Consider the following 24,480-nt stretch of genomic DNA (forward strand, 5'->3'; position numbering starts at 1 on the left):
CACCCCACACCCCACACCCCACTTCCCCACTTCCCCACTTCCCCACTTCCCCACACCCCACACCCCACACCCCACTTCCCCACAACTTCCCACTGATAACTGATAACTGATAACTGATAACTGATAACTGATAACTGATAACTGTATCGGTTATTGCGACTTTTTATTTCCTGAAAACCGTCTTGTGGAAGCCAAGTTAGTTGCTTAAGATAGAGACAATCGCAGTCAGAGAAAACCTCTCAAGGAAATTATTACTATGGCTTTCACTCTTTATTCTCCCTTCCTGGAAATTAATTCTGTCCAACGTCAAATCGATCAACTTTTTCAAGAAGTATTACCGACAACTTCCTTGGTATCTCGTCCCCCGGTGGAAATCTCTGTTAACGAGGATTCCGTGCAATTAAAAATCGAATTACCCGGTATGGATATTAAAGATATCGATGTGGAGGTTAGCAAGCAAATGGTGGCTATTAATGGGCAACGTCAACGCCCTGCCGAGGTAGAAAACAGCGAATTTTATTATGGTAAATTTAGTCGCTTGATTACCCTGCCAGTGGAGGTGCAAAATAGCCAAGTTACCGCTAACTATCAAGACGGTATTCTTTATCTCACCCTCCCGAAAGCGGTGGCAGAAAAAAATAAAGTGGTGAAAGTTAATCTTGGTTAGATCAGAAAAAGACTGGAGAATTTCTCCAGTCTTTAGTTTTATTTGTAGTCCCTAACTGTTAATGGGATTCTTTGCCATTTAGGTTGACGGGACGGGGTTGAATAACACCAAAACCGCCGTGATTGCGTTGATAGATAACATTGATTTCGTTCGTGTCTTTGTTGCAGAACATAAAGAAATCGTGATCGACCAATTGCAATTGTGTTAGTGCTTCCTCAATAGTCATCGGTGGCATGGCAAAGTATTTCATCCGCACTACTTCCGCAGGTAATTCAGGAGTGCGATCGCCAATTAGGTTATCATCTAAGGGTTTCTCCTGCACTACCTCGCTAGTTTTAACGGTGGCGTGGGTGCGATGATCCACCAATCTCTCTTTATACTTGCGGAGTTGACGAGCGATTTTATCAGAAACTAAATCAATACTCGCGTATAAATTTTCGCTTCCTTCTTGAGCGCGAATCACTGTTCCATTAGCATAAACCGTTACTTCCGCTTTGTGGCGATCGGGAATGCGCGCATTCTTTTCCACGGAGAGGTGAACATCGACTTTTGTGGTTATGCCGTTAAAATGTTTCACCGCTTTCTCCAGCTTTTGTTCCACATAATCATGAATAGGTTCGGTGACAGCGATATTATTGCCCTGAATCAATAGCTTCATACTCACTACTCCATCTAAAAATTTTGCTATGGACTGCCCACATCAACTATTTTTAAGAGATGTTGATGCTAAGAATTTAATCCCCAAAAATCTGCTCAATCGCACTTTTGAGTGAAAGTCAATTACAGGTCACAGTCTAGATATTGTCGGTGTTTTCGTTCTCTTTTTTTTGTCGGATCGCGCGGAAAATTCATCGGGTCGAGCGCCTATTTGCAACTGGATTTATCTACCTCTATTCTAACAAGTTTCTCTAAACCTTCTCTTAAGAGAAGTGCGAAGTTATGTTAACTTTTCTCTAAAGAAACCGATTTTTGCCGCCAGCAAGGGAATTCAGTGATTGTTTCTCCCTTTCGACGGTTAGCCTTGTAATAGATGGGATAACCTTAGATTAGCACTTAGTATTCTCCCCGACATATATATCTTCCCTTCTTTTAATCTTCCTTTGCGCTCTTTCACATTTCTTAAATATTTTGACAAATCTCGCAATGAATGCTCAAAAAATACCTCGTCTCTGAGGGCTAAAAATTCGGGCAATTACTCCCTATTCTTTGGCAATAGCGATCGCTCGTGGAGGCGAGAATTGCTAATCCCAACTTAGCCGATATGATGCTACTACTGGAACGTCCCCCCGTTTACACTCCCGCTACTGGCTCAGATGTTAAGTTTGTTAAATTTAATCTTGACAAATTTCCAGCATGGTTAATGGCGATCGCTTATTGCTTTTTTCCATAGACTTCTGGCAGAATTAATTTCTGAGAGTTCAAAAATGGGAAAAATAGGCATGAAGTTGCAGAAAAGCTCTAAATAGACTCTTTAATTGATTATTGTTTATTCTTAATTCTCCTGACTACTGACTACTGGCGACCGACTCCTCGAATAATATTCACTTCCTGTTGAATTGTGGTACTAATCGATCGGGAAAGATTAGATCTATTGCATATTTTTTTATGGTAAGATAGAGGGTTTTGCCTTTTTCTCGATTTTTAGATGGAAATAGATCAATTTGTCGGGTTTCGTCGGTAATTTCTTGGCTAATTTCTACCCGGCCTAGGAGCGATAATAATTCTTCCAGATAGTTTTTGGCAAATTGGTCATGAGGTTTCATCGATCGAGGCGAAGAAAAAAATGGTAAGATTAGTTAAAGAAAATGATACAAATATACGTTGATTAGAGAAAAAAAGCTATAAGTAAAAGAAAAGTCAATCTTCCTAAGCCCCATGACGAGAAAAGAACGGATCTACTCGTGGTTCCCAAGAAAACCCTTGACCTGGCAACAATCGCGGGCTATGTGGCGCGATTTATGGTCAGAAGCGTCCCTCGATTTTCCCTATCTAGCTTTGATTGTTAGTTCTTGTGCGATCGCTACCTTTGGCTTAGTCGCCAATAGTGCGGCCGTGATTATTGGGGCGATGATTATTGCCCCTTTGATGTTACCGATTCGTAGTCTAGCTTTTGGTGGTTTAATTGGCAGTTGGCGATTAATTCGTAAGTCAGCCCTAGCGATTTTAGTCGGTACGATTATCGCTTTAGCGATAGCTTGGTTCCTAGGATTATTGATCGGAATTTCCGAATTTGGTAGTGAAATTCAAGCCCGTTCTCAACCGAATCTTTTAGATTTAGGAGTGGCAATTACCGCGGGGGCAATCAGTGGTTATGCCAAAATAGAACCGAAAATTTCAGGTACTTTAGCGGGAACAGCGATCGCCGTGGCTTTAATGCCGCCAGTTTGTACGATCGGTTTAGGATTATCCCAAGGCAATTGGGTGCTAAGTTGGGGGGCAACTCTGTTATATATTACCAATTTATTAGGCATTGCTCTCTCCTGTTTGTTGGTCTTTTTGCTGGCTGGTTATTCTAATTTTCATCGGGCGCGTAACGCTCTATTTTTGACTTCTATCCTGACAGCAGTGCTGCTAATTCCTTTAGGAATAAGTTTTGCAACTCTGGCTAATCAAGCGCGCTTAGAAAGGCTGATCAAAAAAGCTTTATTACAACGAACAGTTACTTTTCAACGGACAGAATTATTGGAATCTTCGATTAATTGGCTCAATCAACCTCCCCAGGTGAGATTAGTAGTAAGAACCGCCGAAAGCATTACCCCCAAACAGGTAGAATTATTGCAAGAATTTATTACCAAGGAAATGGGGCGACCTTTTCAGTTAAATGTCTTGGTTTCTAAGGTTAATGAAGTCACTTCCCCAGAATAAAGTCGAGAAAATTAGCTCAAGTAATGACAAACAAGGATTAATTCGCTATCTTAATGTTTGATATTTAATCTATAGGTAGGGTTCAGGTGAGTGGCGGTAATCGACCAGAAAGCACGGCTTATGTGCGGATAATTAAGCAATCTTGGCAAACGGGGAAATTAGAGGGAGAAGTGCGGACGGAACAATATCAATGGCGGTTTCAATGGCATTTTCTTCAAGGTAAGTTATTAGTACAACCGTCCCTAGGTAGGGCTTTGATTTTTGAACCCTTGAATCGGTTTTTAGAACGCTACGATTATCAATTAGAACCGGGAGGAGATTATCAATTTACAGTGCGATCAAAATTGTAAATATGGGGGATTGAATTAGAGCTTTTCTCCTCAAGATGGAGTTTAACCTAATTTGGCCTCATCGGCCAATGACCGACTCCCTAAAAGGAAAACTTTGTACCTCATCATTAAGATAACCGCCTATTGATCAAGCGAAATTGACGGTTTATGGACAACTCAGCCGAGATACTAGATTTTTACAGGAAGTTTTTTGATTTAAATCCCACTGGTTAGGCTAAAATTCATCCATACTAAAGCGTTATATTAACGATAAGAATTTTTAGGAATAAGGGAAATGACGCAAGAACAGAAGATTTCAGTGGGTATTGTCGGCGCTTCCGGATATGGTGGCGTACAGTTGGTACGTTTGCTCAAAGAACATCCCTTAGTAGAATTAGTCTATCTGGGGGGCGATAGTAGTGCAGGGAAACCCTACAGTGATTTATATCCCCATCTCGGTCATAGCATTAATCTTAATGTGGAGGCGATCGATTTAGAGATAATTGCCTCCCGTTGTCAAGTGGTTTTCTTGGGTTTACCCAATGGTTTAGCCTGTGATTTAGCCCCCCCTTTGCTCGCTAAAGGGTGTAAAGTCTTGGATCTGTCGGCAGATTATCGTTTTACTAGCCTAGAAACCTATAGTAAATGGTATGGCAAGGAGCGTCAGGATCAAGCGATCGCATCTACGGCTGTGTACGGTTTACCAGAACTTTATCGGGAAGATATTAAAAATGCCTCTTTGATCGGTTGCCCCGGATGTTATCCTACTGCTAGTTTAATGGCGATTTCTCCCCTGTTAAAACAGGGTTTAATTGTCCCAGAAACCACGATTATCGATGCCAAATCGGGAACTTCGGGGGGGGGAAGACAAGCTAAGATTAATATGTTATTGGCAGAAGCAGATAGTTCGATCGGGGCCTATAATGTAGCGGGAAAACACCGTCATACTCCCGAAATTGAGCAGATTTGCGGTGATTTAGCCGGTCATGAGGTGCGCGTCCAGTTTACTCCCCATTTAATGCCCATGGTTCGGGGTATCCTGTCCACAGTTTACGCAACTTTGCGGGATCCCAATCTGGTGCGGGATGATTTAATCACTATCTACAATGCTTTTTATCGCGCTTCTCCCTTTGTCAAAATCCTACCTGGGGGAGTCTATCCACAAACTAAATGGGCCTGTGGTACTAATTTATGTTATCTCGGTATTGAAGTGGATCCGAGAACCGATCGAGTGATAGTGATGTCAGCGATCGATAATTTAGTTAAGGGACAATCGGGACAAGCGGTACAATGTCTCAATCTCATGATGGGTTGGGAAGAATCCCTTGGTTTACCGCAAATGTGTTTTTATCCTTAAAAATTCCTGGATGCGTTCACCCACGCATCCTTTGCTCAATTTCGGGAAGAACTGGCAAAATTTTGTCACTATGATTGGGATGCGATGTTTACCGATTGGCAGCAAAGGCAAGGAGAAAATAGCAGAAAAGTAGTCAGTTTATCGGCAAAAGTGAATATAAGACCTTGCTAAAGTTCCTCACCACCAAACTAAATTTGATTGTCAAGTTGATATCAACCCCTTAGAAACCTTGACTTACCCGACTGGGATCACCTAAAAAAGCCCTTTCAGGAATCGATCCTTTAGTAGCTTCTGGGAGAATTTGCCAGTGTTGATCTAAAGCTTGTAACACCCAGTCCTGCTGATTTCTGAATCCCTCGATATTGCCACTACCGGCATTCATGATTACAAACCAAACTTTACCCCTTTCTTGGGTGGGAATTTCTCCGGCTAAGGCGCTAACTTGGGCTAAAGTGCCAGTTTTAATCACTACTCCTTTGGGAATGGCCCGCCACTGCATAGTTCCTTTGGTATCGCGTCCCCCCACCGGAAATAAATCAGCTACTTTGATCGGTTGATTGGCTAACTTGCGATCCAAGGCCTTGAGAATCTCAATAACTGCCCTGGGAGACAAGCGATTTTCTACCCCCAATCCCGAACCATTAATTAATTGAATTTCTTCCGCTCCTACCCCAGTGATTTTAGTATTAATTGCGTCCACTGCCGCCGGGCCACCGAGCAGTTCCGCTAACATTTCTGACATGACGTTATTACTATAAATATTCATCTGACGCAACAGTTCCGTTAAAGTTAAGGACTGATGACGCAATAATAATTGGGCATTTTCGGGGCGAATTTGACTGGCTCGAACCATGCCCAAAATCTTCACCTGTGGTGCTTTTGTGCCGCTAGGAAGACTCTGAAAAGCTTTTTGGGCTTCTTTTGACCATTTCGATTGATCAAGCCCAATTTTTAGCAATTCTCCCGCTTTGAGGGGATCGGTTTGAAAATTCATGGCGAATTTACCCGTAATGATCAGATCGCCTTTGATCTGACGGATGCCTAATTGATCCAGTCCATTGCCCACTGCGATCGCTTCTTCCCAGACAAAAAGAGGATCCCCTGACCCTTCAATAATTAAATCTCCCTCTAAGACCCCGTTTTTTAGCTCTCCCGTGCTGTAAAAACGAGTAGCAAAACGATGATCGAGGGGCCAAGTTTCCACGGCGGCGAGAGTAGTGGCGATTTTAGTTAAAGAAGCCCCCGAAGCGGGCAGATTACCCTGATGATCAGCTAAATCAGCCCATTCCGTCTCAATTAAGACCCGTTGTTGACTAGAGTTTAAACCTTTTTTAGTCAAGTCTTGCAGATAATCGGCCACGATCGCCGCCACCTGGGGATCGGGATCGGTGGGAAGGTCAAAAATAGGCTGATTTTGCCAAGAAATTAGGGGAATATTGGCGATCGGTTGGGATTGCCCCCCCAGCCAACCCAAGAGAAAGCCGAAAACTGCCAAATTAAAAACTGAGAACATCTTTTCCTTAATCGCAATGATGCCTTATTGTATAGAGATGATTGGTAATTTTTAACAATTGCTCGATCAGAAAACACTAATCCTCGATCGGCCAGCTTTTGTCAAGAGCTGCCGCTCAACTTATTAAAGATTTCTATCCCACTGACTCAATGGCAGAAACGGCATTAAATCGGGCAAGAATCGCGGTAGATGCGATGGGAGGTGACTACGCTCCCAACGAGATTATCGCAGGATCGATGCGAGCTTCCGAAGAATTAGATGTAGAAGTATTATTAGTCGGCGATTCTGAACGGATTGAGGCTTATTTCCAGCATCATCCCCGTCCCAAGAATCTCACGATCGTCCACGCAGAGGAAGTGGTGGCCATGGACGAAGAGGCAATCACCGCTATCCGTCGCAAACCGGCAGCCTCGATTAATGTGGCCATGGATTTAGTCAAACAAAATCGCGCCGATGCGGTGGTGTCCGCCGGTCACTCTGGGGCGGCCATGGCGGCGGCGTTACTGCGTTTAGGTCGTTTAAAAGGAATCGATCGCCCGGCGATTGGTGCGGTGCTGCCGACGATGTTGGCGGGTAAATCGGTGATTATCCTCGATGTCGGGGCGAATGTGGACTGTAAACCCAAATATTTAGAGCAGTTTGCCCTAATGGGAACAATTTACAGTAAATACGTTATGGGGGTTGAAGAGCCGAAAGTCGGTTTGCTCAATATCGGTGAAGAACCCAGCAAAGGTAACGATCTCGCCCTAAAAACCTACGAATTATTAGAAAATAACCAGCAAATTCCCTTTATCGGCAATGCTGAGGGCCGGGATGTGCTATCGGGACAATTTGATGTGATCGTCTGCGATGGTTTTGTCGGTAATGTCCTGTTAAAATTTGCCGAAGCGGTGGGGGGAGTTATCCTACAAATTCTCAAAGAGGAATTGCCCAGGGGGATACAGGGTAAAGTCGGGACGGCTTTAATTAAACCCAATCTTAAACAGATCAAACAACGCATGGATCATGCGGAACATGGCGGTGCGCTGTTATTTGGAGTCGATGGGGTCTGTGTGATCAGTCACGGCAGTTCCCAGTCGCCTTCGATTTTTAACGCCATCCGACAGGCGAAAAATGCCGTTGATAATCGCGTTTCCGATCGCATTCAAGCCTACAATGACCACCATCATCAATTAAAAGAGTTGTCGTTGAACGGTGAAGATTAAGCTGTCAGCCTTTTGCTGTTATCAGTAAACAGTAATCAGTCATCAGTGAAAAGACAGTAGGAAACTGCGATTTAATACTGCTCACTTAATACTAAAATCTGATCACTGATAACTAACCCACTGATAACTAACCCACTGATAACTGATAACTGATCACTGACCCACTGATAACTGATCACTGAAAGGGGGGAATATTTTGAACGGATTCGGGGCAGCAGTCGTCATTACTGGTTGTGGATCGGCCACACCAGGGCAATTTCTCAGTAATGAAGAACTCAGCCAAATTGTCGAGACTTCCGATGAGTGGATTAAAAGTCGTACAGGCATCGGTAAACGCCATTTAGCGGATCAATCGGTGTCTTTGAGCCAATTAGCAGCCCAAGCGGCGATTAAGGCTCTGGAAATGGCTCAGGTGTCGCCTAGTGACGTCGATCTGATTCTTTTGGCTACTTCTACCCCCGATGATCTGTTTGGTAGTGCAGCCCAAGTTCAAAGTCAGATCGGGGCCAATCGGGCGATCGCTTTTGATCTCACCGCCGCCTGTTCGGGTTTTCTGGTGGGATTAGTCACCGCCACCCAGTTTATCCGTACCGGTACTTACCGCAATGTCTTGGTTATCGGGGCCGATGTTCTCTCCCGTTGGGTGGATTGGAATGATCGCGCTACCTGTGTCCTCTTTGGTGATGGGGCAGGGGCGGTTCTTTGTCAAGCAAATGATACAAAAGATAACATTCTCGGTTTTGAACTCCATAGCGACGGCAGCCAGAATAGTTCTCTCAATCTCGCCTATCAGGGGGAGGAATTGCCCCTTAAGGAGGGGGTAAGGGTTCAAAAAGGAACCTATAAGCCCCTAAGGATGAACGGACGGGAAGTCTATCGTTTTGCCGTGGCGAAAGTGCCAGAGGTCATCGAAAAAGCTCTCTATCGGGCTAATTTAACCACCAGTGACATCGATTGGTTAGTTCTGCACCAAGCTAATCAAAGAATTATGGACGCAGTGAGCGATCGCCTGAAACTGCCTCCGGAAAAAGTGATCAGTAATCTGAGCGAGTATGGCAACACCTCCGCAGCCTCGATTCCTCTAGCTCTCGATGAAGCTGTCAGGAGTGGTAAGGTCAAAAAAGGTGATATTATTGCTTCTTCCGGCTTTGGTGCCGGTTTAACTTGGGGTGGGATTATCTTCCGTTGGGGAGATTAATTCAGTAAACAGTGATCAGTAAACGGTAAACTAAAAACTCACATCTGATAACTGATAACTGATAACTGACCAAAACACAACTATGTATCTATTTTAAGAACTTATGAAAACAGCGTGGATATTCCCGGGACAAGGATCGCAAGCGTTAGGAATGATTGGAGATTTAGCGGAAAGTGCGCTTGGCCAAGAGAGATTAGAAATAGCAGAAAGAATCCTCGGTTGGTCGGTCTTGGAAAAATGTCAAGGGGATGAAGAAACCCTATCTCGTACTCTTTATACTCAACCTTGTTTATTTGTGGTGGAGAGTATTTTAGCGGATTTGTTGCAAGAAAAAGGTCATTTTCCCGATCTAGTTGCTGGTCATAGTCTCGGTGAATATTCGGCTTTGTATGCGGCCAGGGTGTTTAATTTTGAGACGGGATTAAATCTAGTTCAGAACCGTTCCCGTTTGATGGATGCGGCCGAAGGTGGCAAAATGGCCGCCTTAATGAAATTTGATCGCACCAGTCTAGAGACAGTGGTTAATCAGACGGAAAATGTAGTTATTGCTAATGATAATAGTTCTGAACAAGTGGTAATTTCTGGGACTCCTGAATCGGTGGATTTGGTATTAGGTCAAGTGAAAGTTAAGCGAGTTATGCCTTTAAAAGTATCCGGTGCTTTTCACTCTCCCTTGATGGAAAATGCTGCTATTCAATTTCAGCAAATTTTAGAATTAGTTAATTTCCAAACAGCGAAAGTTCCAGTGATTTCTAATGTCGATCCGAGCAATCCTACCCAGGACGGGGAAGAATTAAAAAAATATCTGATCCGGCAGATGACTAGCTCGGTTCGCTGGCGAGAAATTATGTTAAAATTGCTGGACTTGGATGTGGAAAAAGCGATCGAAGTGGGACCGGGTAAAGTTTTAACTGGTTTAATTAAACGAACTGTTCCCGCAATTGAGTTAGAAAATATTAGTCAATTAGCTGATATATACAATGGTAGCGACGATGTTATATTGCAGGTTTCATTAATTGGTGTTGGTTAAATGATCTGGCAACATTTTCGACAAAGGAAGTAAATTGATCAATACCTAGCCAAAAATTTGGTTAGGTATTTTTTTAGTCAACTATCATAACTTCTACTGTTTCTCCTGCTTGTATAATAGTTTTACCCTGGAGAATTATGGCTAAAGCATTAGTACCCGCTAAATTAATTAAATTAGCCGAATTGTGTTGACCTTGAGCAAGTTGAAATTGATAAACTCCCTCGATAATTTCTATTTTTCCCCAGAGATAAACTTCTCTTTGTCCTTTAGATTTGAGAGTATCGCGGGTGACAACTCGCAGAAATTTGTTCTGATAATCTGTCAATCCCGATAATTTTTTAATGGCCATTTGCACGAAGCGCCAACAGGAAACTAAAGCAGAGACGGGATTACCAGGGATACCAAAGTAAATACAACCGTTAGGAAAAGTAGCAAAGGTTAAGGGTTTACCCGGTTGAATAGCAACGCTGCGAATCAGAATTTCTCCCCCTAATTCCCCTAAAATTCCCTCGATATAATCGTAATCTCCTACGGAAACACCGCCAGTGGAAAGGACGACAGCACTAGAATTAATGGCTTTTCTGATAGTTTCTCTAAGCAGATCAGGATTATCTTTGATTATACCTAAAGGTCTGGGAATTGCCCCTAAACTGGCGACAAATGCCGTTAAAGCGTAGCGATTTGAGTCAATAATTTGACCTTTTTGGAGGGTTTCATCGGGATTAATTAATTCATCTCCTGTGGAGAAAATTGCCACTTGGGGACGGGAAAACACCGTTAATTCGGTAGCTTGTGCCGTGCCTAAAACGGCTATTTCTGGGGAATTAATGGCAATACCAGCTTTTAATAAGAGATTTCCCGCTTGATAGAATGTGCCGCGTTGACGCACGAAAAGACCTATTTTTTCGGGAGGGATAAGAATCGCCACTCGCTCCCCTTTTTGTTGAGTATTTTCCTGCATAATAATCGTATCACTGCCGGCGGGTAACATCGCTCCTGTAAATATTCGGGCTGTTTCTCCCGGTTGAATAATTTTTTCGGGGACTTTGCCGGCGGAAATTTCGGCGATAATCTTTAGAGTAACGGGATTTTCTGGGTTAGTGTCTTTGACATCTTCGTAGCGGACAGCATAGCCATCCATAGCAGAATTATCCCAATAGGGAAAGTCTAAATCACTGCTGATATCTTCGGCTAAAATGCGCCCAAAAGCTGCCTCTAGAGAAACTTTTTCTGTTTCTTGTCGGGGTTGAATTTGAGTTAAAATTATAGATTCTGCTTCTTTGACTGAGTACATGGATTAAAAAAATGAACCGATTAGCTAGATTAAGGGTGGAAGATATACAAGCTTGGATCGGGGAAGTGCATTTATCGGATATGAAGGGTCAGACTCCCTATTATATACCGGTTTTGAACAAAGTTAATTCCGAGGTTTTCGCTCTCCAGATTCACTGTCTTGAGGGGGAGATTTTGTCTTGGGGGAGTCAAACTGTAACTTTTCCTTTAATGAGTGTGATTAAACCTTTTTTGTTATTATATCTTTTAACTCATTTTGGGGAAGATGCTGTTTTTCGTCGCGTGGGAAAACAAGCTTCTAGTTATCCTTTTAATTCCTTAACTCAACTACAAGAAGATAACGGTTTTCCCCGTAATCCTCTGATTAACAGCGGCGCAATCGCCTTAGCAGATTTATTAGGCGGAGAAACGCCAGAATCTCGCTGTGAAAATTTGCTTTTATGGTTAAATGAAATGGGTAATTGTCAATTATTTCTTGATCGCACTGTGCTTGAGTCTGTTCACTCTTATCCTAATGTTCATAATCAAGCTTTAAGCTTAGAATTAGAAAAAAATGGTTATATCAGTCATCGTTATTTAGCTCTGGAAACCTACAATCAAATCTGTTGTTTATCTGGAAAAGTTGCCGATCTTGCTAATTTAGGTAAGTTAATTTTAGCTTCTTCTTTTGCCGATATAGTTCTGGAAATTATGACTAATTGCGGTCTTTATGAAGCTTCCCAACAATTTGCCCTTGAGGTGGGTTTTCCCACTAAATCGGGAGTCAGTGGATCCCTATTATCAATTTTACCAGAACAGGGAGCGATCGCTTGTTATAGTCCTCTGTTAAATGAGCAAGGTAATTCAATTTTAGGACTTAATTTACTAGCACATATAAGTAATTTTGTCAAGTAAATTCAATCTAGGAAAATAAGCTTTAATTACTCAAAGAAACACCGATAAGCTGTTCGTAATTCAAATTGCTTGTTGAGACGAGGCACTCTTGCGCTCTTGCAACAGTAAAGGGATTGGGGGAGATTCGGCTAATCTAAGAATAAGCGATTTAAATACGTCTTAGCTTACTTTTTCTGATTTTTCTTGCCAAGTTCCGTGAAAACTGGGAGGGATAACACTGGGTAATTGCAGACAGCAAAGGGGTTCTTTTTCTAGCTGCTGACTGTCATAGATTCTCACTTGGCTGCTGTGATTATTGCCGTTGTAAACCACGACGATTAACCATCCCGTTTCCGGAGATAAACCATCGGAGATAAAAATCGGTTCACTGCCATAACAGTTATTTTCTAGATAAGCAATAGTTAACTTACCTGTGGAGTGATTATAACAAGCGGGAAGTCCGATAATTTCCCCACTAATATCGCTATCAGGACGATGGACAGCTAAAAAAGTATTCTGCCATTTTTGTCCCACCAGTTGCGGGAAAACCACGGGAAAATCACAGCTTAAATCCGAGAGAATTTCCTGATTAATCACTTTTGCTGATAGGGGATTAATAGTAATACTTACCAATTTTCCGATGGCTAAGGTTTCGGTTTTACCCGTGGGAACTTCTTTTAAAAATTGATTAGTTTTAAAGTCATCATAACGGACAAAAACAATTTCAAGATTGCCTTGCTCATTCACACAACCATTAGCGAAGTGCCATTGAAACCATGAATCTGCAACACTTTCACTGACTAATTGCAGAGAATCTCGATCAAAAATTAGTATTCTTGTTCCTAATTTTGGCTGCCACTGCATGGCATCACTAAAAGTTTTAAATCCCAACAGTATCGATAATTTATCCGCTTTTATCGGTGGAACGAAAAAGACGAGATATTGTCCTGCTAAAACAAAGTCATGCAGCAGAGACAATCTATCTAACTCAAAAGTGTTTTTCTGGATAATCTCACCAGTGGAGTCAGACTTATAGAGATTTAAACTAACTTTGGCACTGATTGTCACCCCGAAATTAAAAATCTCTCCTCTGGACAAATCTAGCTTAGGATGAGCGGAAAAAGTTTCCTTTGCTTGTAAGCTAGATAAATTATCTAAGCCTAGGGTTTCTAAAGATTGTAAATCTAATTTATGGGGAAAACCCCCTTCCCAGAGAGCTAATAATTTATCTGGTAAAGCTAACACCGAGGTATTAGCGGCATTTTTTACCTCTTTTCCCCAATTATTCCAAAAGAAGCCGGGGGGATTCATGCCATAATTAGGAAATAAATATTGATTAGCTGCGCTTTCTTGCTGATAACCAGCAGTCTGGACATAGCGATAGGTGGCACTGGCTCCATTATCATGAAAATGTACGGCTAAAACTGCCCCATCTCCGTCAAACCAATGACCAACTTTTTGCTTACCCCTTTCTAATCTCCCCGGACCATTGCGATAGAGACTACCCCGCAATCCATGGGGAATTTTCCCCGATAATAAGGTTAATTGGGTTTCAGAAAATTCCACTGCTGGTTTTTCTAAAGATTTTGCCCAAGCTTTCATAGATTTGCTTTTTTAGTGATTACATAGTTAAGTATAGCACTAGGCTAGGTTCAATAACAATAATTTCGGCAGTTTACCAGTTAATTAGTAATCGTCACAACCCATCAATTATGTCATTATAAAGTATCGGGATCAATTCCCAGAGAACGGATATATTCAGCTAAACGTTCAGATTTAAGACGTTCTTGTTCCAATTGTAACCTTGCTTGTTCAGCTTTAAGGTGCTCTTGTTCTAACCTTTGAGATAACTCGATAGAACTTAAAATTTTTTGACCATCTAAACTATAAATTTCTAACTCATCTCCTCTCAATTCAAATCGGATATTTAATCGAGGACTAACCCATCCCTTAATCTCAGGTATGGAACTGAATAGTCCTTCCTGTCTCAACCATCCTTGAAAATTATGAGAATCGGGATCATAGAGATAGTATTCTTCCACTCCATAACGTTGATAAAACAGTAGTTTTCGCTCCATTTCTTCTAAGCTATTAGAAGGGTAGAGAATTTCAAAAACCACTTGAGGAGCAATGTTATCTTCTTGCCATTGTTTATAGGAACCCCTTCTTCCTTTCGGACGACCGAATACTACGATAACATCGGGAGCAACCGGTCCAGTAATTTTCTTATCTTGGACAGGATACCAGAGCAGATCCCCCGCAATAAAAACGTTAGGAGAATTAGCAAAGAGAATCTCAAGATTTTCTTTGATTTTAACGATCCATTCGTATTGTTCGGTATTATGGGCCATGGGTTTACCGTCACTGTCGGGGTATTCAATATCTGGATCAATAGCTGGTGTAAAGGTCATAATTTCTGCTCCTGCTTACTTGTCTGAAAATTAAATTCTAGCAGCGAGGTTATCTTTCCCCTCTAGTCCCAAAATAACATCGTCAATAAGGTTGCTCAAAATGTTTGTGTACTTTTGTTAAAAAGAAAAAGTTGTTTTGACAAAAAGAACAACTTGTGCTAAGGGATAAATCTCTAACTTGACAAAAATTCCCCGCACTAGAAGCTGATCGAGGATAGCGATCGAGCGTTATAATCGAGCCATTACCCCGCGCTCTCGGTCGGGATGAGAAATCTATGATGACCGCTCTCTACGAAGAAGATTTTGTTCTCTGGACAGAAAAAACCGCCGAACTGTTAAAGCGAAAAGAGTTCGTCCTGGTGGACTGGGAAAACCTGATCGAGGAAGTGGAGTGCATGGGAAAAAGCGAGAGACAGGCAATAACGAGTTTATTAACCGTTTTAATCGAACACTTGCTCAAACTATCCTATTGGGAATCGGAAAAAGAACGGAATGCCCGTCACTGGATAGTGGAGATCGCGGCTTTCCGATCGCAATTAGAACAAAAAATAGATAGTGCCACCCTCGTCAACCATGCCCGCGATTCTTGGGAAAAAGCCTATTTAACCGCTAGAAAATCCCTGATTAACGCGCGGATAGTCGATAAAAACGGGATTCCCCTAGAGTCTATATTCACTCTCCAACAGGTATTAGACGGGGACTGGTTCCCGATCGAAATCGAACCTTTTTTGGAAACCCGTCCATAAATTGCAGTCATATCCCCGCCAAAAGATTAGGATTATCAGCGAATATAACCGAATATGAAAGATATCGAGCAAATCCGCCGCCAACTCATCGAACGCTACCAACAATTATCGGCACTCGATCAGGTGATCGTCCGTTTTTTTTCCCTAATCTATGAACCGATCGCCCGCAGCACTTTTCTAGAATGTTTAAATCAAGCTCATTACCGCGACGAGAACAACCGGCGATTTAACGGCCAAACCCTGAAATCCCATTTAGATCTCCTCCTAGAAGCGGAAGTGATCACCCAGGACAAAGGCTACGGGCCGCGCTGTCATCCCCTCCTCGTCGAGATTGCCAGCCGTGATAGCATTAGCAAGGGAGAATTCAAGCGTTTTGCCGAGATTATCAAGGCAAAACTGCCGCAACCCCGAACTCGTTGGGATGAAAGCCTAGTTTTTCAAGGAAAAGAGCAATTAATCCGAGAAATCCGTCTGGCCATCTATAGTCAAGATTTCGACTCGATCGAACAACAAATCGCCGATTATCAGAAAACCAGCTATTCTTCCTCAAAAACCAGCCTAGAAGACCTTCTCATCCTCATCTACGATAACCCCTTCGATGGGGATTGGTTACGGACGCAACCGACCAAAGTTCAAGCCCTAGCACTAAATAGCATTCTTGTCAAGGCTTTTGAAAAAATAACTCGCGCCGATGGAGCTTTTTCCCTCCTAGAAGAACTCTGTCAAGACCAGACCAGTGTTTCCGAAGCCCATTTGTGGCTCGAACAGGCAATCATCCGAGGACAAAGCGATAAAGTGCGTCGGTATCTCGATCGCCCCTTCCCGGAAAGCCAAGCAGCAGAAATCGGGGCGATCCGGGGTTGGATTGCCTTTCTAGGCGGGGAAAACAGCAAAGCGATCCAAGAATATACCCTCGCCCTTAAAGCCCTAAAAAAAGCCAAAGGAAAACAAAAAATCTATTTTTCTTCGATTAGCGGCTTCTCCTTTATTTTCGCCCTCCTCAAAGAAGGAACCCCCGAACGTCTCGCCGAAGCCGCCAGCTATACCAATTGGGTGACGCGTCAAAACGATCATCCTTTCCGCCCTATCTATGCCCGTCTGGAAAAAATCATCGCTGCCCGTCAGGGAGATATGCAGGCCAAAGACGCAATCATCGACGCGACGATCAATCCCTACCAAATCGGCCAGGGTCTAGAGACTCTTATATATAGTATCTGTCTCTACTGGATGAGTAGCGGCATCGCTAAAAAACATCTGCCCCGCCTACTCTTGCCCCTCTACAAAGATGCCAAGGCGGCCGGCTACCATTGGTTAGCCCTAGAAACCGGGGCCCTACTGTCCCGACTCGATCGAGCGCCGGAAGTGGAGGTGCTTAAAAACCAGCATCTCCCTTCCCCCCTAGTAGATGCGATCGAACCCCAAGAAGCTTGGCAACTGTGCCTGAATGCCTTGACTAATCTGTGTGCGCCAACACCAACCCCGGGTAAATCTAACCCCGTCGTCCGCCTTGCTTGGTTTCTCTCTATCCATTCCGAGGATTATTTCCTGCAAGCAAAAGAACAGAAACTCGACGCGCGGGGTAATTGGAGTCGTGGCCGTCCCGTCTCCCTTAAACGTCTGCGAAAAACTGGGGAAATTGACTATTTAACCCCGCAAGACCTGAAAATTTGCGCCCATATCTTCGTGGAATCCAGTTACTATGGCCAGAACGATTATCACTTTGAGCGCCGGGCAATTATCGAACTGATCGGTCATCCCCTGGTGTTTTGGGAAGATTCCCCCAGAACGCGGGTAGAAATCGTCGCCGGGGAACCGGAATTGCGAGTAAGTAAGCAAAAATCGGGTAAATTAATCCTCTCTTTACTGCCCGATCTCAGCGATCACCAAGAAGTGCTGATTTGGAAAGAAACCCCCACTCGCGTTAAGGTAATCGAAGTCAAGCCGGAACACCGAAGCATCGCCGACATTATCGGCAAAGGCAACCGCTTAGAAGTCCCCGACAAGGGCCGGGAAAAAGTCCTGGCCGCGATCAATTCCCTGTCTGGGATAGTGACAGTACATTCCGATATCGGGGGAGGAAAAGCAGCCCAGTCAGTGGCTGCCGATAGTCAACCCCGGATTCATCTCTTACCGGCCGGAGAGGGTTTAAAAGTGGCGGTTCTCAGCCGTCCTTTTGGGGCAGCCGGTCCCTATTTCCAGCCTGGAAAAGGGGGAGAAACAGTAATCGCCGAGATTGAGGGGGAACGGCTGCAAACAACTAGGGATCTGGCCCTAGAGAAAAAACTGGCCCAAACAGCGATCGATTCTTGTCCGATCCTGATCAGTTTCGAGGAAGAAAATGGGGAATGGCGGCTAGAAAATCCAGAGGATTGTCTAGATCTACTGCTGGAATTGCGGGAATTAAGCGATAGCGTCCTTGTGGAATGGCCAGAAGGGGAAAAATGGCGGGTGTCGCGTCAGCTTCGATTACAAGACCTACACCTAAATATCCACAGTCAACGGGATTGGTTTGCCGTCAGTGGGGAACTACACCTAGACGAGAAATCGGTGCTGAGTATGCAGGAGTTGATGAAATTGCTAGAGGGATCGCTGGGGCGGTTTATTCCCCTCGGAGATGGTCAATTTCTCGCCCTAACCGAGGCATTTCGGGAACGGTTACAGGAAATGCGCGCTTTCTCGGAAAAGTCCGGCGACAGTTTGCGGTTTCATCCCTTCGCTGCCCCGATTCTCTCCGAACTCAGCGAGGAAGTGGGACAACTCAAGGCCGATAAACGTTGGCGCGATAATTTACAACGCTTTCAGGACAGTCAGGATTTTACCCCAGAAGTTCCCTCAACTCTACAGGCAGAATTGCGCGACTATCAATTGGAAGGCTTTCGTTGGTTAGCTAGGCTGGCCCGGTGGGGGGCCGGGGCCTGTTTGGCCGATGATATGGGATTAGGGAAAACTTTACAAGCTCTGGCAGTGATCCTTACCCGCGCATCGGAGGGACCGACTTTAGCGATCGCCCCCACTTCAGTATGTTTGAACTGGATTAGTGAGGCGGAAAGGTTCGCACCTACCTTAAATATCATCCAATTGGGAACAGGCGATCGGCAAGCACTACTCGATCGACTGCAACCTTTTGATCTGTTGGTCTGTAGCTATGGGTTATTACAGCAGGAAGAAGTGGCTACTATGTTGGCCGGGGTGGAATGGCGGACAATCGTTCTCGATGAGGCCCAAGCGATTAAGAATTTCTCCACCAAGCGATCGAAAGCAGCGATGAATCTGCGTGGGGATTTTAAACTAATCACGACAGGAACACCGATCGAGAATCATTTAGGGGAATTATGGAATCTTTTCCGTTTTATTAACCCCGGATTGTTGGGATCCTTGGAAAGTTTTGATCGCCGTTTCGCCACCCCGATCGAAAAATACGGCGATAAAACCGCTCGTGAACAGTTAAAAAAACTGGTGCGGCCTTTCCTTCTCCGGCGCACCAAAAACCAAGTTCTGGCGGAATTACCGCCCCGTACCGAGATTTTAGTCCCGATCGAGTTAAGCGTCGAGGAGAAGGCGTTTTACGAGGCCTTACGGCGGCGTGCTTTGGAGAAATTAAGCGAGAGTGACAGTACTGCTGGGGCAAAACATCTCCAGGTACTGGCAGAGATCATGAAATTACGCCGGGCCTGCTGTCACCCGCAGTTAGTGGCTCCAGATTTGGATTTACCCGGCTCGAAATTGTCCCGTTTCGGGGAAATTCTGGATGACTTATTAGATAATCAGCATAAAGCCTTGGTATTTAGTCAATTTGTCGATCATTTAGCAATTATCCGCAGTTATCTCGATCAAAGACAGATAAAATATCAATACCTCGATGGTAGTACCCCAGCCAGCGATCGGCAGAAACAGGTGAAAGCGTTTCAAGCGGGGGAAGGGGACGTGTTTTTAATTAGTTTAAAAGCCGGGGGGACAGGATTAAATCTCACGGCGGCCGATTATGTTATCCATCTTGATCCCTGGTGGAATCCCGCAGTGGAGGATCAGGCCTCCGATCGCGCTCACCGCATCGGCCAAAAACGTCCAGTGACGATTTATCGCTTAGTGGCCAAGGATACGATCGAGGAAAAAATTGTCGATCTGCACCACCATAAACGCGATCTTGCCGATAGTTTATTGGAGGGAACCGACGCCAGCGGCAAGCTATCTACTGACGAATTATTACGCTTAATGGCCGAGGGATAAAAATATCCCCGACCCCGTTTAAACTAACTTTTTGATAGCCGCTACTAACTGCTCGATTTCTGAGGGCAAAGTGAAATAATGAACACAGGCACGCACACAGATGGGGTCGAGGAGAGTTCGCAGTAAAAACCCTTGTTTTTCTAGCTGTTGCACTAAATTTTGTGGGCTGATGGCCGAGTCAATTTGAAAGGAAACTAAACCAGATTCTGGCGGAGAATTTTTTAAACATTTCACCCCTTTAATCGTCTTTAGTTCTCCCCAGAGATAAGCCGCTAATTGACAGATTTTTTCGTATCTTTGTCCCCCATCACCCCAGGCGTTATGTACCGCAATAGTTGCCCTTAAACCCTCAAATTGAGGATAGGCAGAAGTAGCCACTTCAAAGCGTCTGGCATCCGGTTTCCAACCGATAGGCTGTCCTTGCTTATCTGTTTCAATACCGCGCCAACCGATAAAAGTGGGCTGTAAACTAGAGAAAATTTCGGGACGAATATACAATCCTCCCACACCGGCCGGTCCACACCACCATTTATGACCTGTAAAAGCATAACAATCGGCAGCAGTAGCGCTTAAATCCAAGGGCAAACAGCCCACGGATTGGGCAGCATCCACCACCACTAAAACGGGTTTTTCGGTGACAGAATTATCATGACAAAGTTGCGAGATTTCCTTAAGGGGTAAAACCTGTCCAGTATTCCACAGAACGTGACTAACCACCAAAACCCTAGTTTTTGGACGTAAATGAGCGGAAATAACTTCTATCGGGTTGCCGCCGTTTAAAGTTTCCCGAATAGGACAAGTGGAAATTTCCAGATGATAACGACGGGCAATTTCCCGAACTGTGGCGATAATTCCGGGGTGTTCACAATCGGTTAGTAAAATATGTTCCCCCGCTTGCCAATCCACTCCCCAGAGAGCGATATTACAGCCCACAGTGACATCCTCGGTGATAGAGAGAGTTCGGGGGCTGATTCCCAACTCCTGAGCCATTTCTTGCCTGAGAAGTTCCGTTTTTCCAGTAATCCAATCGTTTACCCGTCCTGAAAAAGGCCCCTTTTGTTGGAGAAAATTATGGGCATCGATAATCGCTTCTAATCCGGCCTTGGGCAAGGTTCCCTGACCACCGAAATTAAAATAAACTTTATTGCTAAGTCCCCGAAATTCCTGTCTTTGTTCGACCAAATCCGGTTTACTAACGGCGAAATCGAGGCTATTTTCGTCTAAATTCTGCATAAGCGAGGAGATGGGGGTCAGTTATCAGTTATCAGTTATCAGTTATCAGTTATCAGTTAGAAGGTGTTGGGTTTTAGGGTTTTAGTTGAATTCCCCACTTGCCCACTTCCTGACTCCTGACGACCGACTCGGAGAATTCTATCGACGTATCGAGTCGCAATTGTCACAATAGTATTAAAGTAGAGGATACACACTTGGGAATGTTTTCTTTTTTTAGTTTATTATTTTTTACTTTACCTCACTGGTCTAGGAAAGCTTAACTTTTCTCCTTGATAGAATGCTACTGACCGATGATCTACTTCTAGACTACCAACGTTGTCAACGCCGTGCATTTTTAAATCTCTACGGCAATAGCCAAGAAAAAGACCCTGAGCGAGATTTTTTGGTTAAATTGCGCCAAGAGAGTCAAAGTCACGTTAAAAAAGTCCTGCAAGACTCCTATCCCGATTATTGTTCCCTGACTACTCCCAGCACTGATATTTTAGCCGCTGCCAGGGAAACGGAAGCTTTGATGCGTCAGGGGGTACCCTGTATTTATCACGGAGTCCTTTTACAATCTACCTATCCCGTCTCTTTAACTGGTTCCCCGCATTTATTAATTAAACAGGCAGGAGAGTCTAAATTTGGCGATTGGGTTTATTATCCCCTCAATATACAACTCGGTCGCCGTCCTAAGCCTGAATATAAGATGCTGGCTACTTTTTACGCCTATTTATTAGCCAGTATGCAGGGAGTTTTTCCCAATTACGCAGAAATTGTTCTACGTCGTCATAATCGCTATCGGGTGGAATTGAATCTCTGGTTAACTAAACTAGAGGAAATAATCAAAAAGTTCGGCGAAATGGTGATTAATCGGCAAGAACCACAAGTTTTTATCTCGCGTCAGCGTTGCAGTTTATGTCATTGGTATAGTCACTGTTATGGTATCGCCCAAGCGAGTCAACATCTTTCTTTAGTCCCGGGGGTGACTCCCAGTCGTTACCAATTTTTACAGTCTTTGGGGGTTTCCACCATGCAATCCTTGGTGCTTACCTGTCCTACCCGTATGGGGGAGGGGATGGGGGTAGAGGTGGCTAATCAGTTACAATTACAGGCCCAAGCAATTATTGAAAATCGGGCCTTTCGCAAAAGCAACGGGAAAACTGCTTATTTGTCACCGCTACCGAGGACCGAGATTGAATTTTATTTTGACATCGAAGCGGAACCAGAACAGAATTTAGATTATCTTTTGGGGATTTTACGGGTTGATTATCGGGTTAATACCCAGCAATTTTATCCCTTTTTGGCAGAAAAGCCAGAAGATGAAGGCAGGATTTGGCAGGAATTTTTAACCTTAGTCATGCAGGATTATCAAGCCCCAATTTTTCACTTTTCTGAGTACGAAGTGGAAACAATCAAACGATTAGGTTATCTTTATAAAACCCCTTCTTCTTTGATTAATCAATTAGTTTCTCGCTGTTTTGATCTGCACTATCAGGTAGTTAATTCGGTAACTTTTCCCGTGGAAAGTTATTCTTTAAAATCCCTCGCTAACTGGATTGGCTTTCAATGGCGCGATCGAGGAGTAAGCGGGGATCAATGCGTTTGGTGGTATGACCAGTGGTTAAAAACAGGAGATCGGACTTTATTGGCGGCTATTTTGCGTTACAATGAGGATGATTGTCGCGCCACCTTTCTGCTTAAAGATTGGCTTGTAAACTTTTTAATTTGATTCTAAAGATTTATGACAAATAGGCGGGTATGTAGCCGCTGCTACCCGTAGATGCAAAGAGAAAATGATAGGCTATGGATGTGAAGACAGTCCCCTCACCCAATGGTGATCCCCATGTTCTCCCCACTTTTTCCCCTTCTACTCCTACTGCTTTCCTTCCTTAGTCTTCTCTGGTATCAAAAGACCGATAATGATATTTTTAAAGCTCTTGCCGTTAGTAGTTTAATTTTTGCAATTATTTGGGGCTTAATTCTCGTTCATTGGTCAATTCACCTGCTGGGACTGCTGTTATTGTTAAAATACAGATCCCCCGCTTTCAGTTTGGTGCGCGTGCCTAGATGGTAATGGTTTGACCCTAATCTTCCAACTGTCCGGTAGGCACTTCGATCGCCTGTACGTCGATCGTACCGGGAGGGGTGAGAATAATAAACTTACCCCCTGTCACTTTTAACGGTTCACCACAGTTAGGACATTGGCATTCCGTGCGATTAAAACCCGTAAATTCGTAGCTACATACAGGACAGCTATCTTCAACTAAATTGCGTCGCAACCACCAGCGAAAAATCCCCCAAGCAATGACAGGGGAAATTATTAGAAATGCCACGAGAATTAAAAAACCATTGACTAACCAACCCAGTCCGATCGAGCCTAATAACAATCCGACTAAAATTAAGGATAAGAAACAACCCAAACCAGAATCATTGACAGAATAGCTGCGGAAAAAGTTGTTATTCACGGCTCAACCCTCGATTCATCAAAGATGCAATTATCTTTAACCTAACACATCCCTAACATATTGCCACAGTTAAATCTTCTTTTTGACTCACTGGTTCCTAGTTCTATTCTGCCTTGGGTTTAGTTTTGATCGAGATTATCGAGATTGACATACTCACCGCCGGGCTGGAAGGTGATGAACGGCAGCTCGAACAGATTTTACTCAAAGAACTTCGGTTGAGCTTCGGCCGTGAGCTCAGCCGAACGGTTGAAGCGTCAACCAGATGCGCCTTTTTTGCCGAAAGTCTTGAAGAAACAAATTTAATCACCAGTTATCAAGAGAAAGAATTGTGAACGCAAGGCGCTCGCTATGCGAGAGCGAACCTATTCACAGAAGGCTGAAGATATTTGGAGTTTGATCATCAAGATATTAAGAATCGGAGACGGCATTTTGGTTTGAGATTTAATTTATAGCGTTTCCCATTCACAAAAGGTACATTTTCGACCTTAAACAGCTTAATCAGTAAAGCTTTAAGTGTGCCGCACAGGTACGAGAACCGCTATAATTGATGCCATTGACAATTATGAACTTGCTTTCGGATCCCATCAAGTAGCTGAATAAGACTTTTGCAGGAGATATTGGATGGTTGGCAGTGGTCTCGCTTTCTGGTGTTAGGTTGCAACTTGGAGCCTTCCGTTCCCCGCTTCAATGCCAGGGTTGTGATTTCTGAAACTGGGTGTGGCTATCGCCCTTACTCTCGCCTTTGTGTTCCAAAAATTGATCACAAAATATATTGACCTTGAATTCCCTAGCCGAGTTTTGGTAGTACATTATTGGGGCTAAAAACCCTGCTAGATAGTTATTTCGGGCATTGCCCGCCTATTTGATGCCTAAAAGTCTCGGACTATATGAGAAACGTTGTCACCACCATCAAGAGCTAACTAGGACAAACTTACTAGGGAAAAAGACCAGACCAGAAAAAAGCTGAAAAGCTGAAAGGCTGACGTAGCAAGGGATAGAAAAAAGATCAAAAAAAATTGCCAAAAGGGGTTGACAAACTTAGGGAAGTTAGATACATTGGTAAATGCGCGGTTGAAGCGAAGCGAA

At 43.8% G+C, this 24,480-nt stretch carries 20 protein-coding genes and 2 pseudogenes; 14 read left to right on the forward strand and 8 right to left on the reverse strand.

The window, feature by feature from the left end:
• Positions 1-256 precede the first annotated feature (256 nt).
• Entirely contained in the window at positions 257-667 is a 411-nt protein-coding gene (locus MiAbW_RS06725; RefSeq protein ID WP_002744658.1) for an Hsp20/alpha crystallin family protein, read from the forward strand.
• A 58-nt stretch (positions 668-725) separates the two neighbouring features.
• Here the strand turns inward: MiAbW_RS06725 and hpf are convergent, their stop codons facing one another.
• Entirely contained in the window at positions 726-1,325 is a 600-nt protein-coding gene (hpf, locus tag MiAbW_RS06730) for a ribosome hibernation-promoting factor, HPF/YfiA family (protein ID WP_151695466.1), read from the reverse strand.
• Between the two features lie 524 nt (positions 1,326-1,849).
• Between hpf and MiAbW_RS20540 the strand changes: the two are divergent.
• Positions 1,850-2,012: pseudogene (locus tag MiAbW_RS20540) on the forward strand (lipoyl(octanoyl) transferase LipB); the annotation flags it as partial.
• Between the two features lie 286 nt (positions 2,013-2,298).
• Here the strand turns inward: MiAbW_RS20540 and MiAbW_RS06740 are convergent.
• A pseudogene (locus tag MiAbW_RS06740) lies at positions 2,299-2,430 on the reverse strand (flagellar assembly protein H); the annotation flags it as partial.
• Between the two features lie 112 nt (positions 2,431-2,542).
• On the opposite strand from MiAbW_RS06740, the gene MiAbW_RS06745 reads away from it, so the two are divergent.
• The 3 genes from MiAbW_RS06745 to argC all read left to right on the forward strand — a co-directional run bounded on the left by MiAbW_RS06745 (position 2,543) and on the right by argC (position 5,218).
• The gene (locus tag MiAbW_RS06745) at positions 2,543-3,532 is read left to right on the forward strand and encodes a DUF389 domain-containing protein (RefSeq protein ID WP_151695467.1); all 990 of its coding nucleotides are present in this window, start codon (positions 2,543-2,545) and stop codon (positions 3,530-3,532) included.
• An 86-nt stretch (positions 3,533-3,618) separates the two neighbouring features.
• Entirely contained in the window at positions 3,619-3,882 is a 264-nt protein-coding gene (locus tag MiAbW_RS06750) for a DUF3146 family protein (protein ID WP_008205480.1), read from the forward strand.
• Positions 3,883-4,156: 274 nt separating this feature from the next.
• Positions 4,157-5,218 carry an N-acetyl-gamma-glutamyl-phosphate reductase gene (gene argC / locus MiAbW_RS06755; protein WP_151695468.1) on the forward strand — a complete coding sequence of 354 codons (1,062 nt, stop codon included), beginning with the start codon at positions 4,157-4,159 and terminating at the stop codon, positions 5,216-5,218.
• Between the two features lie 220 nt (positions 5,219-5,438).
• Here the strand turns inward: argC and MiAbW_RS06760 are convergent, their stop codons facing one another.
• A complete protein-coding gene (locus MiAbW_RS06760; RefSeq protein WP_151695469.1) occupies positions 5,439-6,731 on the reverse strand; it encodes a D-alanyl-D-alanine carboxypeptidase in 1,293 nt (430 codons plus the stop codon).
• A gap of 149 nt (positions 6,732-6,880) precedes the next feature.
• Here MiAbW_RS06760 and plsX point away from each other — a divergent pair, with 149 nt between their 5' ends.
• The 3 genes from plsX (at position 6,881) to fabD (ending at position 10,164) form a co-directional block, all read left to right on the forward strand.
• The gene (plsX, locus tag MiAbW_RS06765) at positions 6,881-7,936 is read left to right on the forward strand and encodes a phosphate acyltransferase PlsX (RefSeq protein ID WP_151695549.1); all 1,056 of its coding nucleotides are present in this window, start codon (positions 6,881-6,883) and stop codon (positions 7,934-7,936) included.
• Positions 7,937-8,132: 196 nt separating this feature from the next.
• Positions 8,133-9,134, forward strand: a complete 1,002-nt coding sequence (locus MiAbW_RS06770) for a beta-ketoacyl-ACP synthase 3 (RefSeq protein ID WP_151695470.1) — start codon at positions 8,133-8,135, stop codon at positions 9,132-9,134.
• A 103-nt stretch (positions 9,135-9,237) separates the two neighbouring features.
• Positions 9,238-10,164, forward strand: coding sequence for an ACP S-malonyltransferase (fabD, locus tag MiAbW_RS06775; protein ID WP_151695471.1), 927 nt, complete (start codon positions 9,238-9,240; stop codon positions 10,162-10,164).
• A gap of 73 nt (positions 10,165-10,237) precedes the next feature.
• Here the strand turns inward: fabD and MiAbW_RS06780 are convergent, their stop codons facing one another.
• Positions 10,238-11,458 carry a molybdopterin molybdotransferase MoeA gene (locus MiAbW_RS06780; protein ID WP_151695472.1) on the reverse strand — a complete coding sequence of 407 codons (1,221 nt, stop codon included), beginning with the start codon at positions 11,456-11,458 and terminating at the stop codon, positions 10,238-10,240.
• Positions 11,459-11,469: 11 nt separating this feature from the next.
• On the opposite strand from MiAbW_RS06780, the gene MiAbW_RS06785 reads away from it, so the two are divergent.
• Complete coding sequence (locus MiAbW_RS06785; RefSeq protein ID WP_151695473.1) at positions 11,470-12,351, forward strand: glutaminase; 882 nt, start codon at positions 11,470-11,472, stop codon at positions 12,349-12,351.
• Between the two features lie 159 nt (positions 12,352-12,510).
• Here the strand turns inward: MiAbW_RS06785 and MiAbW_RS06790 are convergent, their stop codons facing one another.
• On the reverse strand, positions 12,511-13,932 hold the full coding sequence (locus tag MiAbW_RS06790) for a carotenoid oxygenase family protein (RefSeq protein WP_151695474.1): 1,422 nt from the start codon (positions 13,930-13,932) through the stop codon (positions 12,511-12,513).
• A gap of 116 nt (positions 13,933-14,048) precedes the next feature.
• Positions 14,049-14,741, reverse strand: a complete 693-nt coding sequence (locus MiAbW_RS06795) for a Uma2 family endonuclease (protein WP_151695475.1) — start codon at positions 14,739-14,741, stop codon at positions 14,049-14,051.
• Positions 14,742-15,016: 275 nt separating this feature from the next.
• On the opposite strand from MiAbW_RS06795, the gene MiAbW_RS06800 reads away from it, so the two are divergent.
• Both MiAbW_RS06800 and MiAbW_RS06805 read left to right on the forward strand, forming a co-directional pair.
• Positions 15,017-15,487, forward strand: coding sequence for a DUF29 domain-containing protein (locus tag MiAbW_RS06800; protein ID WP_151695476.1), 471 nt, complete (start codon positions 15,017-15,019; stop codon positions 15,485-15,487).
• Positions 15,488-15,541: 54 nt separating this feature from the next.
• Positions 15,542-19,714, forward strand: a complete 4,173-nt coding sequence (locus tag MiAbW_RS06805; RefSeq protein ID WP_151695477.1) for a DEAD/DEAH box helicase — start codon at positions 15,542-15,544, stop codon at positions 19,712-19,714.
• Positions 19,715-19,732: 18 nt separating this feature from the next.
• Here MiAbW_RS06805 and MiAbW_RS06810 read toward each other — a convergent pair whose 3' ends face one another.
• Positions 19,733-20,947 (reverse strand): aminotransferase class V-fold PLP-dependent enzyme, encoded by a 1,215-nt coding sequence (locus tag MiAbW_RS06810; RefSeq protein WP_151695478.1) that lies wholly within the window; start codon positions 20,945-20,947, stop codon positions 19,733-19,735.
• A gap of 277 nt (positions 20,948-21,224) precedes the next feature.
• On the opposite strand from MiAbW_RS06810, the gene MiAbW_RS06815 reads away from it, so the two are divergent.
• Together MiAbW_RS06815 and MiAbW_RS06820 are read left to right on the forward strand one after the other, a co-directional pair.
• Positions 21,225-22,658 carry a TM0106 family RecB-like putative nuclease gene (locus tag MiAbW_RS06815; protein ID WP_151695479.1) on the forward strand — a complete coding sequence of 478 codons (1,434 nt, stop codon included), beginning with the start codon at positions 21,225-21,227 and terminating at the stop codon, positions 22,656-22,658.
• Positions 22,659-22,760: 102 nt separating this feature from the next.
• Complete coding sequence (locus MiAbW_RS06820; RefSeq protein WP_151695480.1) at positions 22,761-23,003, forward strand: hypothetical protein; 243 nt, start codon at positions 22,761-22,763, stop codon at positions 23,001-23,003.
• Between the two features lie 10 nt (positions 23,004-23,013).
• Here MiAbW_RS06820 and MiAbW_RS06825 read toward each other — a convergent pair whose 3' ends face one another.
• Positions 23,014-23,394 (reverse strand): hypothetical protein, encoded by a 381-nt coding sequence (locus tag MiAbW_RS06825; RefSeq protein ID WP_151695481.1) that lies wholly within the window; start codon positions 23,392-23,394, stop codon positions 23,014-23,016.
• A gap of 125 nt (positions 23,395-23,519) precedes the next feature.
• Here MiAbW_RS06825 and MiAbW_RS06830 point away from each other — a divergent pair, with 125 nt between their 5' ends.
• Complete coding sequence (locus tag MiAbW_RS06830; RefSeq protein WP_151695482.1) at positions 23,520-23,726, forward strand: hypothetical protein; 207 nt, start codon at positions 23,520-23,522, stop codon at positions 23,724-23,726.
• Positions 23,727-24,480: the final 754 nt, after the last annotated feature.

It is taken from the genome of Microcystis aeruginosa NIES-4325, assembly GCF_008974145.1.
Lineage (GTDB): Bacteria > Cyanobacteriota > Cyanobacteriia > Cyanobacteriales > Microcystaceae > Microcystis > Microcystis aeruginosa_G.